The organism is Sphingobium sp. BYY-5 (assembly GCF_022758885.1).
GTDB lineage: Bacteria > Pseudomonadota > Alphaproteobacteria > Sphingomonadales > Sphingomonadaceae > Sphingobium.
In genome coordinates this window covers 803958-818051 of sequence record NZ_JALEBH010000002.1, presented here as the reverse complement: position 1 = coordinate 818051, position 14094 = coordinate 803958, and the positions used below count along the sequence as shown (strand labels likewise).

The window sequence follows — 14094 nt, the reverse complement described above, 5'->3', positions numbered from 1 at the left end:
TGATTTCTTACCGATCGCGAATGCCGCGGTCGTCGAGCGCCGCGCCTAGCCCGAACATCGCCAAAGGCTTTGGGTGTTGATTTCCACTGAGAAGTGACCCGGGTTTTCCATCGAGAAGTGACCCGTCTGCGGATTATGTTTCGGGTGTCATGGGCGGGTCAACCCGTGGTTTTCTCCTTTCGGTTCTGATCTGCTTGGCAGAGCTGTTTTTGAAGCGGAAGCTATCGTTGCCGGTCTCCAGGATGTGGCAATGATGGGTAAGCCGATCGAGAAGCGCCGTGGTCATTTTGGCGTCGCCGAACACGGTGGCCCATTCGCTGAAGCTGAGGTTTGTGGTGATGATGACGCTGGTGCGCTCGTAGAGTTTGCTCAGCAGATGGAAGAGCAGCGCGCCCCCTGAAGCACTGAACGGCAGATATCCAAGCTCATCCAGGATAACGAGATCAGAGTGCAGGAGGCGATTGGCGATCTGACCGGCCTTGCCCTGTGCTTTTTCCTGCTCGAGCGCATTGACCAGTTCGACCGTCGAGAAGAAGCGGACGCGCTTTCGATGATGTTCGATGGCCTGGATGCCCAGCGCCGTTGCCACATGGCTCTTGCCGGTGCCAGGACCGCCGACCAGCACGATATTGTCGGCGATGTCGATGAAGTCGCAGCGATGCAACTGACGCACCAGAGCTTCATTGACCTCGCTACTGGTAAAGTCGAAGCCGGCCAGATCGCGATAGACAGGGAAGCGCGCGATCTTAAGCTGATAGGCCACAGATCGAACCTCCCGTTCTGCTGTCTCGGCTTTGAGCAACTGGGAGAGGATCGGAATGGCGGCTTCGAAGGCTGGAGATCCCTGTTCCATGAGATCGGTGACGGCCTGCGCCATGCCATGCATCTTGAGGCTGCGGAGCATGACGACGATGGCGCCGCTGGCAGGGTCATGACGCATGACGCTTCTCCTTGCGCAGATCATCATAGCGTTCGACATTGGCCATCGGCTCGCTGACCAGCTTGAGCGCCTGGGGCGCCGTCACCGGCGGCGTGGAGATCGGTTTTCCGTCGACCAGCCTGTAGAGCAGATTGAGGATATGGGTCTTGGTCGGAACGCCAGCCTCCAGCGCCATGGTGACCGCCGTCAACACCAGTTGCTCATTATGATGAAGAACCAGCGCCAGTATTTCGACCATTTCCCTGTCGCCGCCAGGATTGCGCAACAGATGTCGCTGCAGACGCTGGAACGCATCGGGTAGCTCAAGGAAGGGCGCACCGTTGCGCAGGGCGCCGGGCTTGCGCTGCACGACCGCCAGATAATGGCGCCAGTCATAAACCGTATGACCTGGACCGTCGTGAGAGCGGTTGATGATGCGCTGATGCGTGCAGATTGGCTGTCCCTCGGCGACGACCTGGAAGCGATCAGGATAGACGCGCAGGCTGACAGTGCGATTGGCGAAAGAGGCCGGTACGCTGTAGCGATTGCGCTCAAAGTGGATGAGGCAGGTCGGCGATACCCGTTTGCGATATTCCACAAAACCATCGAAGGGCCTGCCCGCAACCATCAGACACTCAGATTCATCGGCCCAGGCATTGGCAACCGATCCGGGTTCGATCCCGTGAGGGATGTCCTCCCATAACGCCTTGCAGCGCTCCTCCAGCCACAGGTTCAGCGCATCAAGGCTCTCGGCCTGCGGCGTTGGTTGCCACAGACGGTGCCGCGCATCCTGGACATTCTTCTCGACCTGCCCCTTTTCCCATCCCGCAGCCGGGTTACAGAACTCAGCTTCGAACAGATAGTGGCTGACCATCGTCAGGAAGCGTGCGTTGACGGTGCGTTTCTTGCCACGCCCGACCTTGTCGACGGCAGTGCGCATATTGTCATAGATACCCCGGCGCGGCACGCCGCCCAGCACGCGGAAGGCGTGATTATGGGCGTCGAACAGCATCTCATGGGTTTGCAGAAGGTAGGCACGCACGATGAATGCCCGGCTGTAACTGAGCTTGAAATGCGCGACCTGCAGCTTGGTCCGAACCCCGGCGATGATTGCCCAGTCCTCGCTCCAATCAAACTGAAAAGCTTCCCCCGGCGCGAACGATAGGGGCACGAATGTCCCACGCCCGCCAATCTGTTGCTGGCGCCGATAATCTTCGCGCCAGTCCCGAGCAAAAGCGGCAACCCGGTTGTAGGATCCTTCATAGCCCAGGCTCACCAGATCGGCGTGAAACTGCTTGATCGTGCGCTTCTGCTTGCGCGATCGGCCCATCTCGCGCCGCAGCCAGGCCGCCAGATGCTCAGCAAATGGGTCCAGTTTGCTTGGTCGATCGGGCACCTTGAACCGCGGATCGATCGTCTCGGACCGCAAATATTTGCGGATCGTGTTGCGTGATAGTCCGGTGCGCCGCGCTATCTCCCGGATCGGTAGATGATCGCGAAAATGCCAGCGCCGGATAACGCTTAATAACGCCATGTCCAACACTCCATATACCCTCGCTTGTCAAAGCCAGGGACGAGTTCAACATGGGTCAATTCTCAGTGGAAATTTACGCCCTACCCGGGTCACTTCTCAGTGGAAATCAACAGATTTCTGTCATGCATCAATTCCGCCATCCTGTCCTGCGTGCCGTTCTGCTGGCAGGGGCTTCCCTTTCCGTCGCGACGGTTGCTCATGCGCAGACTGAGGCTGAAACGGCCGCGCCGACTGCGGGAGAAGGCGATGCCATCGTCGTCACCGGCATCCGCGCTTCGCTGGCATCGGCTGCGAAGATCAAGCGCGATTCCGTCCTAATCGTCGATTCCATCTCGTCCGAAGATGTTGGCAAGCTGCCCGACGTGTCGATCGCGGACTCGCTGGCCCGCCTGCCCGGCGTCACCGCCCAGCGCCTCGAAGGCCGCGATCAGCGCCTGTCGATCCGTGGCATGGGTCCCGACTTTTCGACCACCCTGCTCAACGGTCGCGAACAGGTCACGGTCGGCGACAATCGCGGTGTTGAATATGACCAATATCCGTCGGAATTTTTCCAGAACGTCAATGTCTACAAGAGCGCCGACGCGGCCCTGATCGCGGCATCGCTTCTCACCATGAAAACGCCCGCTCCCGAGCTGTTCGCCTCGCCTCGCTCGACCATCTGAGCGAGGGGCGGGCGGGCTGGAATATCGTCACTACCGGCAACCGCGAGACCTCGCGCAATTTCGGCAGCGATCAGCATCTCGCCCATGCCATCCGCTATGCCCGCGCCCGTGAGTTCTACGATGTCGTCACCGGCCTTTGGGACAGCTGGGCCGGCGATGCCTTCGTGCGCGACGTGGAGGCCGGCATCTATTTCGACCCCGACAAGCTTCACGTCCTCGATAACAAGGGGCCGCATTTGTCAGTCCGCGGCCCGCTCAACATCGCGCGTCCGGTGCAGGGCTGGCCGGTGATCGTCCAGGCCGGCGCCTCCGAGCCGGGTAAGCAACTCGCGGCCGAGACCGCAGAAGAAGTGATCTTCGGCGCGGAGCAGACCATAGAAGGCGGCAAGCGCTTCGCCTTTGGGATATTGCTGACATCGTCAAGCTGGTGGAAGAGGCAGAAGCTAAGCCCGCAAAGTGCGGCCCGTATAAAAAGCAGGGTCAGATTTCAAACTGACCCACTACCGACGAGCGGTGATCCTGAAAGCGGATGGTCACCGACTTCCAATTTGAACCGCGTCTTCCGAGCGGCCGAAGTCTGAACGCGCCCGCTTGGCGCCGTATGGGAAAGAGTGGCGGCGATTCGGGAGCCTTCGCGAACTCAGGAGTGGAACGGCTGAGCCTTCGTCACGGCTCAGGCAAAGGGAAGCACGCTGCGGTGAATCAAGCCGATGAGGTCCGTTTGACCGCGCGTGCCAGTTTTGGAGTAGATCCGCTTGGAATATGTACGTGCGCTCTCCACGGTAAGGCCAAGCTCCACAGCGGCTTCGGCGATCGACATGCCGCGGCTGAGAGCAAGTGACAACCGCGCTTCGCTCTGAGAGAGGTTGAAGAGTTGGCATAGCTGATCGCAACGATCCGCCGAACTCCAGTTATCTGCATGAATGTAGGCAACGAGCGCTGGAGCTGGCCCGGTCGCGGTAGGGCCGATGCTGCTCGCGACGAGCAGCATGTCCACCCAGGGGTCGCGACTGAGCACGATAGCGCGCGGTCGCGGCTGATCTTCCTTGACCGATGCGCTGATCGCCGCGACTATTTCGTGTGCGACTTGCGGATCGGCTGAGGTCAAACGGCCATCGCGCCCGCGCAATAGTGGCCCAGTGTGGCCGAGCAGCGAAGTTTCATCCGCATGGGAATTGAGAATGCGTCCGCTCGCATCGAGGGTGAGCCATCCGAAATTCATTCGGCGGATCGCCTCATTGGCTACTGATGCCATGATGCGCTCTCGCTCGATTGTGACATAACTGTGCAAGGCTGCCCTGAGGAAGGGGCCGAGCGCTGTAATCAGCGTAAGCGGGGCCTGAGGGCCGCCTTGCGCGGCGCCCATTCGCCGGGATGATTGCCGCTCTTTTAGCGAGGTGGCGGGTGTCGGACGAGATCGAGGTTTCAGCAAGCGAACGGGCGAGTAGTCATATGAGTAATCGTATGAGTAGTCGGATCGAGGTCGTTAGCCGGGTGTCGGGTCGGCGGCGGTGGACGGTAGAGCAGAAGCTATCCGTGCTGCGGGATGCATTCGGCCCGGAGGGCTGCGTGCGTACGGCCTGTGAACGCCATGATGTCGGCAGCGGCTCGATCTACACTTGGCGGCGCCAGGCGATGTCCGGTGAGCTTGCCGGGGTTCGCAAGTTGGCCGAGCCGGCATTTGCGGAGGTGCAGATCAGCGAGCAGCCAGCCTTGCCTGCCCCGACAGTTGCAGCGAGCAGCGGCGGCGTGATTGGCATCGAACTGCCGTCTGGTATCAGGGTGAGCGTGGATGCCACGGTCGATGCCGATGCCCTGTCACGGGTGATCGGTATCCTGACGCGATGATCCCGCTGCCGCCATCGACGCGGATCTTCCTGGCCTGCGACGCGACCGACATGCGTAAGGGTTTCGACGGCCTGGCGGTGATGACGCAGCAGGTTCTGGAGCAGAGCCCCCATTCCGGTGCGCTGTTCGCTTTCCGGGGCAAGCGCGGCGATCTGGTGAAGCTGCTTTGGTACGACGGCCAGGGCATGTGTCTGTTTTCCAAGCGGATGGACCGGGGGCGCTTCGTGTGGCCGTCGACCAAGACGGGGTCGGTGGTGATGACGGCGGCGCAGCTTTCGATGCTCTTGGAAGGCATCGACTGGCGGCGACCTGAACGCACTTTCACTCCTTCATTGGCGGGGTAAAACGCCCATTTTCTGGTGCTTTTATTAGCGTTTCGACCATCGATCTGCTATATGATCGTGGTGTCGGACGCAGGCCTTTCCACCCCTGATAAAGACGCTCGGATCGCCGAGCTTGAAGCTGCATTGGCAGCTGCCCACGCCGATATTTCCGCCCGCGACATCCTGATCGATACGCTGCGCGTGCAGATTGCGCGCCTCAAGCGGATGCAGTTCGGCAAGTCGTCCGAGAAGCTCGATACCCAGATCGCTCAGCTTGAGCTGGCGCTCGAAGAACTCGAAGGCGAGGCCATCATCGTCGCCGCGCGTCGAGGCGATCCAGTAGCCGTCGATCGGTCATCACCGGTTCGGACGCTACCAGCTCATCTGCCGCGCGAGGAGCAGCGGATCGAGCCCGAGCAGGGTAACTGCACCTGTCCCGACTGCGGCGGCGCGCTGCGGCCGCTAGGGCAGGATAGCGACGAGATGCTCGATGCCGTGCCGGTGCAGTGGCGCGTCGTTCGGACCATCCGCCCCAAATATAGCTGCCGGGCGTGCGAGAAGATCGTGCAGGCGCCCGCGCCGGTGAAGGCGATAGCGCGGGGCAAGGCGACCTTCGGCACCCTGGCCCATGTCGTCGTCTCCAAGTTCGACCATCACCTTCCGTTATACCGCCAGGCCGAGATCATGGCCGCGCAGGGCATCGAGATCGACCGCTCGACGCTGGCAGGCTGGGTCGGCCAGGCATCTGTCCTGCTCGATCCGATCATCAACCGCATCCGCGAGGTCGGACTGACCGCTTCAAAGATCCACACCGACGATACACCGGTCCCCATGCTCGATCCGGGACGTGGCAAGACGGCAACCGGCAGGCTCTGGGCCTATGCCGTCGACGATCGGGGCTGCGGTGCCATGACCCCGCCGCTGGTCTGGTATGAGTTCACCACCGACCGGACAGGCGCACATCCCCAACGGCAGCTGGCCAGTTTCACCGGCTATCTTCAGGCGGACGGCTATGCCGGATACGACAAGCTCTACGACACCAACCGCGTCACCGAGGTCGCCTGCTGGGCGCATTTCCGGCGCAAGATATTCGACATTCATGCGACCAAGCCGACACCGCTCACCACTGATCTGCTTGAACGCATCGGCCAACTCTATGAGATCGAGGCGGAGGTTCGCGGCCACCAGCCCGATATCCGACGACGAAGCCGACAGGACCGCACCAAGCTGCTGATCGACGAACTGCGCCAGGCGCTCGACGATGCCCTGCGCCGCCTTTCGCCCAAATCCGAGATGGCCAAGGCCATTGCCTATGGTCGCAAGCGCTGGGTCGCTCTGACGCGCTTTCTCGATGATGGACGTCTGGAAATCGATAACAACATAGCCGAGCGCGCCATGCGCTGCGTGGCCCTGGGTCGCAAAAACTGGTTGTTCGCAGGTTCAAAAGCAGGCGGCGATCGCGCCGCTGCCATCTATTCCGTCATCGAGAGCGCCAAACTCAATGGCCTCGAACCACAGGCCTATATCGCCGACGTCATCGCCAGGATCGCTGGCAACTGGCCTGCTACCCGCTGGGATGAACTCATGCCGTGGAACTGGCGGACCGATCAGCAACCGATCGCCGCAGCCGCCTGATCTGCGGCCTCCAGGCCCCGCTTACTAATCAGCCGCTCGACCCGCATATCAAACTCGACCTCGCTTCGGGAGAGGGTCAGCCAGGCGCTAATCCCACTTGGCTCGATCACGCGCATCATCCGCAGCACGTTCATACCGCTCGGCACCAGAAGCCGGCTTCGATATTCCTCGTGCCCGGGATCGCCAAAGCGCAGCAGTTCGGCCAGCGTATAGACCTTGCCATCGGTCATATCCCGGTACGGCATCGGGTCGCTGACATGCAGGCTGTCGCGGTAAAGCTGTGATACTACCGGCGGCGACGGCCGGCCCGAATAGAGATGGATGACGCGGTTCCGCTCAGGACCGAGTGGCAGTGGCCGAAAGACGAGGCTGACATAATCAGCTCCGCTCGCATCCTGTAACCGCTTGAGAAAAGTGGACCATAGCGGGTTCTCAACTATGCCGCTTATCAACGGCTCGAGCAGCCTGACCGCATTTTCGGTGCCCACCATGGCCTATGTCCCCAAATGGGAATTACTGTCGACCCGCCTCTGCCCGAAAATGCTCACGTCAGCAATGCACATGCCGGCTGCTTTGTTGCCGAGATGATCCGCAGAAACAGCAAAGGAGTCGTGATGGATTTGCAACTGAAGGGCCGCCGCGCGCTGGTCACCGGCAGCAGCAGTGGCATCGGCGAGGGGATTGCCCGGATGCTTGCCGAAGAGGGCGTGAAGGTTGTGGTCCATGGCCGCAACAGGGAAAGAGCAGAAAATGTCGCGGCCCAAATCGGGGCGGTAGGCGTCGCAACGGGCGACTTGTCAAGCGACGAGGCCGCTGCGGCTGTGCAAGCCGAAGCGTGCGTTGCGCTGGGCGGGAACATCGAAATCCTGGTGAACAATGCCGGGGGCAGTTCCACAGGCAACACCACGAAGGCGCCGATCGAGATCAGCACCCAGGACTATATCTCGAATTACCATGCAAACGCGCTCGCATCTGTGCGGCTGTGCCAGCTTGTCGTGTCGGACATGACGGCCGCCAGGTTCGGACGGATCATCAACGTTTCCAGTGCCGTGGCCGTCCAGCCCAACAACCTGGGCGCGGACTATTCCAGCGCTAAAGCCGCGCTAAACAATTTCACCGTGAGCCTCGCCGGGGCGCTCAGGGGTGTCGGAATTACCGTCAACACATTGTCGCCGGGCATCATTATGGTGGACGGCTTGCTCAGGTTCGGACGTCAGAAATATGGCAACCCCAACTTGACGATCGACGAAGTGACTAAGCGTTTGGCCGACGACAAGGTCTTCGCCCTTCCCCCGGCCGGCCGGCTTGGAACGCCCCAGGATTTGGCGATCATTGCCTGCACGCTCGCCAGTCCGCTGTCGGGCTTCATCACCGGCGCCAACTATCGCGTGGACGGCGGGCAGGTCCGCGGGCTGAACTGAGCATAGCTTTGCTTTGCAGGAATGAGAGGAAATATCGAGATGGCTGAGAAGAAGTATCGCGTGATCCAGTGGGCCACTGGTACGGTCGGCAAGACAGCGCTCAAATACTTCATCGAGAATCCGGTGATCGAACTGGTCGGCGTCTACGTCACCAATCCAGAAAAGATTGGCAAGGATGCGGGGGAGCTGGTTGACCTTCCCCTAACCGGTGTAGTCGCGACGAATGATGAGGAACAGCTCTTCGCGATGGGGGCCGATTGCGTTCTGTTTGCCGGGCTGGTGCAAGATCTTGACGTCTATTGCCGATTCCTGCGGTCCGGAACGAACGTGATTTCATCGGCGGGTCCGTTCAACCCGACGGATCGCTATCGCGACCAATTCGACAGGATCGAGGAAGCCTGTCGGGAGGGTCGCGCCTCCTACCACGGGTGCGGCATCCACCCGGGGTTTTCCGGCGACCTTCTGCCGCTCACCCTGACACGGCTGATGAGCCGGATCGATCGCATCGAGGTCAGCGAGATCGTCGACAAGCTCAGGAACCCGATGGTTTATATTGAGATGATGGGTTTTGGCCGCGATCCGGACGAACTGCTCGCCAATCCGAGCCGCTCACCCGAAGCGCCCTATGCCTTCCAGGGATCGATGAACATGATAATCGAGGGACTGGGGAAGAAGATGGAAAGGTTGACCACGCGGCTCGAAGTCGCTGCGGCGACCAAGGATATACCCTATCCGAACGGCGTCATTCGGAAAGGAACGGTTGCGGGTCAGCATTACGAATGGACCGCTTGGGTGGATGGCGCGCCGCTGGTGGTCTATCATTTTTACTGGACCATGGGCGACGACGTCGAACCACGGTGGGATAATGGCGACAGCAAATATCGTATAGTGATCAAAGGCGATCCGCCTCTGGAGTGCCATCTGATGGGGAGCAAGGAGGCGGATGGACGTCATCCCTTCCTTGGACTTCAATGGACCGGATTGGTCGGGTGCACCGCCGTGCCGCAGGTCTGCGATGCGGAGCCAGGGGTACTTACCCATCTAGACTTCGGTGTCGTACAGCCGCGCGGCTTGGTTCGGCAGTGATTGCACTGGCCAGGTTTCAGGAGTGGGTGCCTAACTCGGAAATGACTTGGCTTGAGGCGCTTGCCGTCAAGGCGATAGAGAACCAGGCGAACGGCGGCTTCCCGATTTTTGCACCAGAAACCTGCCGGTCAGGAAGCGGCCCAGTCGCAAGCGTTGCAAATAGCTGACCGTCTGGACCTGGGTATCGAAATTTACCTGTGAACGGCAAAGAAGGGGCCACGGCGACCAAGCAGCTTTTCCACCGACAGCCACGGCGCGTCCGTCGAGAGACAGGCGGATCGAGGACGAAAACGGCTAAACTGCTTCAGGATTTTAAAACACGAGCGGTCCGCCAATACCGGAGCGACGACATAAATGGCCTCGCGAACCGCCCGTAAAATAACCGGAGATAGGGTCGGGAGATGCCTTTCAGCTGGCGGCGAACCGCTTTTCTCCCCAACGGACGGTCAGGCCATCGCTGGTAACGCCGACCGTCGTCCGTTCGGCAATGGTCGGAACGAAATGGAACTCGCCTCGCAACTGATCGGGCGAGATCTGAAGAGAGACATAGCCTCTCCGGCTGGTATCCGAATAGCGAAGATCCGGATTGGTTTCGCGCAAGGCTCTGGCGAAATCGGCCGGGGCGACGCTGGGCAGATAGGTCTCGAAGCCGGGCGATGTGACGGCATGACCGGCATATTCGACACCCGCCGCGTGGCCCCCGGTGGAGAGGTTATTGGCCCAGGCATTATGGCTGTCGCCGGACAGAACGATGAGGTTGCTGTCCGCCTCCCGCGCCGCGCGGAGCAGGCGTTCGCGCGCCGCCGGATAGCCGTCCCATGCGTCCATGTTGAAGGGCAGACCGGCTTTCGAGGCCGCGACAATACCCATCATGGCCTTGCGGACTTCCGGGGGGGAGCCGGTGGACGTCCAGCCTGCAACAGCTTCCGGCGCCCGAATGCTGCCCATGACAATCTGTTGCGCCAGAACCTGCCAGCGCGTGCCTGCCTTTACCGACCGTTCAAAGCCCCGGTACAGCCACGCTTCCTGTTCCGCGCCCATCAGCGTGCGATCGGCGGCACTCCAGGGGCCATCCCGGAAATCGGCAAAGGCTTTGGCAATATCGCTTCTCCCTGCCAGCGCCTCTCCCAGCCCCAGCTGCTTGGAACGAGCCGTGATACGCGTTTCAGGGCGAAACAGCGTTGCCAGCGAACCGATCTGGTAGCTGTCATAGCGCTTGTCCGACACCGGCATCCATTCGCGATAGACGCGCTCCGCCACCGCCTTGCGCACGGACCAATCCCCCTCCGTTTCCGGCTGATGATTTTCCGCGCCGCCTTGCCAGCTATCGTTGGCGAATTCATGATCGTCCCACTGCGCCAGCATCGGAAAGCGCTGGTGCAGGCGAAGGAGGTCGGGGTCGAAGCGGTAGGAGGCGTAACGCAGGCGATAGTCGGCCAGCGTCACCATTTCATGATCCGGCTGGACGGTACGGCCGGGCACTTCGATCTTCGGATATTTGCCGGGACCATATTCATAGAGATAGTCGCCGACATGGACCATGAGGTCCAGATCGTCGCGCGCCGCCGCATGGGCATAGGCGTTGAACCAGCCAAAGGGCATGTTGGAGCAGGAGAACAAGCCGATACCGAACCGGGCGGTGTCGCCATCGGGCAAAGTGCGCGTGCGGCCGATGGCGCTCTTCGTGCCGTCGGGCGCGACGAAGCGGTAGAAGAGCCAGCGGTCCGGCGTCAGCCCGTTCACGACGAGCTTGGCACAATGGTCATGTTCAGCGGCGGCGGCAACGGTTCCGCCGCCGAGGATCCGGGTAAAGCTTTCATCCGCCGCAACTTCGCAGGTGAGGCGCACATCGCCATTGCCGACATAGCGCGTCCACAACAGCACCGAGTTCGCGGAAGGCTCCCCGCTGGCGACGCCATGGGTAAAGCCCCGCGCCGTCAGAAGTTGCGCCACGCCGGGCGTCGCCAGCGCGGCCAGCCCGAAGGCACCTGCTTTCAGCAGCAGGCGCCGGTCCATAATGATGGTCATGTCTTGCGTTCCTCGCCTGATTAGAAGCGGCCGGTGAGCTGGACGCCGTAGAAGCGCGGCTCGGCAGGGATGAAGGTCGGATAACCGAAAGCGCCCCCCGTATTGCCCGCGTCGAGCAGATAGCGCTTGTTGAACAGGTTGCGGGCGTAGGCCGCGACCTCGTAACGTCCATCGGCCAGCGAGACACCGCCGCGCACATTGACCAGCGTCACCTTGTCCTGGCTGATGAGTTCGGTATTCGGGATCTCGAAGTAGATCTTGCTGCGATAGGTCACGCTGGGCGTCAGGAACGCCTTGACGCCTTCCGTCACCGGCACGTTCAGGGTAAAGCCTGCCGCTGCCTGCCATTCGGGCTGGAGACGAAATTTCATGCCCGCAAAACGGCCATTGGCGGCCTTTTTGTCGACGCCGCCGTCGATATAGCCGACATTGCCGAACAGGTTGAACCAACTGGTCGGCGTGACCTGTACTTCGGCCTCGACGCCCAGATTGCTGGCGGTGCCGGCGCTGACCGTCCGGGTGACGGTTCCGTCCTGCACGCTCACCTGGAAATTATCATATTTCTGATAATAGACGCCCAACGAGCCGGAGATGATGCCCGCGCGTCCCTTGATGCCGCCTTCATAGTTCCAGACATTCTCGGCCGCGATCGGATTGATGCGAGCGGTCGTCGCACTGGCGGCATCGACGTTCACCGTGGGCGAACGGCGACCCTTGGAGATGGTGGCATAGAGATTGATATTGGGATCGATGCGATACAGCGCATTGAAGCGAGGAAGCGTGGCCTGATAGCTATCTTCCGCCCAGAAATAATTACCGTTTGTGTTGACTTGACTGGGGATCAGCGGACGTCCGGTCAAGACGCTGTTGGGTGCATAGGCGCCAAAGCCGGAACGTCGCTTCTCGATTAGCAAACGCACACCCGCCGTCAGTTCAAGGGCCGGGGTTGGCAACCACGTCGTTTCGCCGAAGACCGACCAGCTCTGATTGATGCCGCGATTGTTGAACCAGCTGAAATAGGGGATGCTGGTCGCGAGGCCGCCGGTCAGGATGCTGGTCGCCTGCGATGCCGTCACCACATTATTGCTGTTAATGCAGCCCAGACCGGCGATACGGCCCGTCGAGCACTGAATGAACGTGCCTTCTTCCGAGGAAAAGGGCACATATTGGTTGCTCTTCTCATAGAAATAATTCCAGCCGAAGGACGCGCGGATCGTGTCGGTGCGATAAGCGAAGCGACCCTCATGGCTAAACTGCCAGCCACGGGCATTCTCGCCAAATTCCAGATACCAGGCGCGCGATCCGTCCGCATCAAACAGTTCGTTGGAATCGAACTGGCGGAAGCCGTTGACCGTAGTAAAGTTCCAGTCATCCGCGAACTTCCAGTTGGCGGTGAAATTCACGTCATAGATATTGCGGGTCAGGCCCAGTTTGTCGCCTTCCAGACGCTGGCTGGCGAGGGGGGAACCGCCCAGCCACACATTACCGTAGGGATTGCCGGGGATCGACGCGGGCGGCAGGCGGAGGTTGGTGAAGGGCGTGCCACTGTTGCGCTGACGGTCATAAGTCAGGACCAGATCGGCCGTGAAGTCCGTGCTGGGCGTGAAGTGCAATGAGGCACGAACGCCCAATTGGTTCTTCGCGTACAGATCCCCTTGCGCCGGGTCGAGATTATGGACGTAACCGTCGCGTTTTTCCCATGAAAAGGCGACGCGCGCCGCCAATATATCCGAACCGGCATTCAGGAATCCGCCCAGTTTGTAGGCGCCATAATTGCCATATCCAGCGCCCATTTCGCCGGAGAGACCGGGCTTGGGCTTGGCGGAGATCATGCTGATCGCGCCGATAGTGGAGGCGGTGCCGAACAGGGTCGCCTGCGGTCCCTTCACCACCTCGATCCGCTCCATGTCGTAAATGCCCTGATAGGCAGAGCGCGAGCGGGAGATGTCGACGCCATTATAATAAAGCGTCACACGCGCGGCCTGCTGAGAGGAGCCGCTGTCGGACGTGATGCCTCGGATCACGATGCCCGGATTATTGGCGCTCTGCTCCTGAATGTTAAGTCCGGGAATATAGTTGGACAGCTCATCGAGGTCGGACACGCCGACCTGTTCCATACGCTCCTTCGTCATGACGCTGATCGTGATTGGCACATCCATGGCGCGCTGCTGGACTTTCTGGGCGGTCACGATAATGTCTCCGCCAGCCCCTTGCCAAACGTCGGAAGATCGCCCCTCCTCCTTGCGGATGACGAAGCCACCGTCCGCATCCGGGATCGCGGTCAGCCCGGTGCCAACGAGCAGGCGCCGCACGGCCTCCTGCACCGTCATGCTGCCGTCGACCGCCGGAGCATGACGACCGGCCACGACATCGGGAGTGAAGAGGATATTGATATCCATCTGGCTGGAAATCGCTTCCAGCGAGGTGGCAAGCGACTGAGCCGGAAGGTGAATGGCGGCGGCGGCGGTACGAGCATTTGCCATGCTGCTGGCGGCACAGGCCGCAAGGCAGATACCGCTGTAAAGCACTGTGCGCTGCATTTTTGCGAACAAATTGGAAGACATGAAACAGACCTCGACACTGCAGGCGCAATCACCGCCCCATCATGCCGACGCCTGGAGTGGATTCTTCCCCACCC

Annotated in this window: 12 protein-coding genes and 1 pseudogene; 7 read left to right on the top strand and 6 right to left on the bottom strand. The window is 60.7% G+C overall.

The annotated features are described in order from the left end of the window. Positions 1–133: 133 nt before the first annotated feature. Complete coding sequence (gene istB, locus MOK15_RS19695) at positions 134–940, bottom strand: IS21-like element helper ATPase IstB (protein WP_242930106.1); 807 nt, start codon at positions 938–940, stop codon at positions 134–136. Further along, a complete protein-coding gene (istA, locus tag MOK15_RS19690) occupies positions 930–2453 on the bottom strand; it encodes an IS21 family transposase (RefSeq protein ID WP_242930107.1) in 1524 nt (507 codons plus the stop codon). The genes istB and istA overlap by 11 nt, the downstream gene beginning before the upstream one ends. A gap of 122 nt (positions 2454–2575) precedes the next feature. Here istA and MOK15_RS19685 point away from each other — a divergent pair. Then, positions 2576–3052: pseudogene (locus MOK15_RS19685) on the top strand (TonB-dependent receptor plug domain-containing protein); the annotation flags it as partial. Further along, a complete protein-coding gene (locus tag MOK15_RS19680; protein ID WP_347567247.1) occupies positions 2986–3696 on the top strand; it encodes an LLM class flavin-dependent oxidoreductase in 711 nt (236 codons plus the stop codon). The pseudogene MOK15_RS19685 and the gene MOK15_RS19680, both read left to right, overlap by 67 nt. Before the next feature lie 92 nt (positions 3697–3788). Here MOK15_RS19680 and MOK15_RS19675 read toward each other — a convergent pair whose 3' ends face one another. Further along, a complete protein-coding gene (locus MOK15_RS19675; RefSeq protein WP_242933390.1) occupies positions 3789–4370 on the bottom strand; it encodes a hypothetical protein in 582 nt (193 codons plus the stop codon). Between the two features lie 197 nt (positions 4371–4567). Here MOK15_RS19675 and MOK15_RS19670 point away from each other — a divergent pair, with 197 nt between their 5' ends. From MOK15_RS19670 to MOK15_RS19660, 3 genes are read left to right on the top strand one after another with little or no spacing between them, the layout of a single operon-like run. Further along, a complete protein-coding gene (locus MOK15_RS19670; RefSeq protein WP_242930141.1) occupies positions 4568–4963 on the top strand; it encodes a transposase in 396 nt (131 codons plus the stop codon). Continuing rightward, complete coding sequence (tnpB, locus tag MOK15_RS19665; RefSeq protein ID WP_242930140.1) at positions 4960–5307, top strand: IS66 family insertion sequence element accessory protein TnpB; 348 nt, start codon at positions 4960–4962, stop codon at positions 5305–5307. The genes MOK15_RS19670 and tnpB overlap by 4 nt, the downstream gene beginning before the upstream one ends. A gap of 51 nt (positions 5308–5358) precedes the next feature. Continuing rightward, positions 5359–6921 carry an IS66 family transposase gene (locus MOK15_RS19660; RefSeq protein WP_242930139.1) on the top strand — a complete coding sequence of 521 codons (1563 nt, stop codon included), beginning with the start codon at positions 5359–5361 and terminating at the stop codon, positions 6919–6921. On the opposite strand, the gene MOK15_RS19655 is transcribed toward MOK15_RS19660, so the two are convergent. After that, the gene (locus MOK15_RS19655; RefSeq protein WP_242933389.1) at positions 6894–7412 is read right to left on the bottom strand and encodes a hypothetical protein; all 519 of its coding nucleotides are present in this window, start codon (positions 7410–7412) and stop codon (positions 6894–6896) included. The genes MOK15_RS19660 and MOK15_RS19655 overlap by 28 nt on opposite strands. A gap of 123 nt (positions 7413–7535) precedes the next feature. Here MOK15_RS19655 and MOK15_RS19650 point away from each other — a divergent pair, with 123 nt between their 5' ends. Then, complete coding sequence (locus MOK15_RS19650) at positions 7536–8342, top strand: SDR family NAD(P)-dependent oxidoreductase (protein WP_242933388.1); 807 nt, start codon at positions 7536–7538, stop codon at positions 8340–8342. A 21-nt stretch (positions 8343–8363) separates the two neighbouring features. Continuing rightward, entirely contained in the window at positions 8364–9428 is a 1065-nt protein-coding gene (locus MOK15_RS19645; RefSeq protein ID WP_242933387.1) for a hypothetical protein, read from the top strand. Between the two features lie 408 nt (positions 9429–9836). On the opposite strand, the gene MOK15_RS19640 is transcribed toward MOK15_RS19645, so the two are convergent. Together MOK15_RS19640 and MOK15_RS19635 are read right to left on the bottom strand one after the other, a co-directional pair. Continuing rightward, positions 9837–11456 carry an alkaline phosphatase D family protein gene (locus MOK15_RS19640; RefSeq protein ID WP_242933386.1) on the bottom strand — a complete coding sequence of 540 codons (1620 nt, stop codon included), beginning with the start codon at positions 11454–11456 and terminating at the stop codon, positions 9837–9839. Between the two features lie 20 nt (positions 11457–11476). After that, positions 11477–13996 (bottom strand): TonB-dependent receptor, encoded by a 2520-nt coding sequence (locus MOK15_RS19635; RefSeq protein ID WP_242933385.1) that lies wholly within the window; start codon positions 13994–13996, stop codon positions 11477–11479. Between the last annotated feature and the right edge of the window lie 98 nt (positions 13997–14094).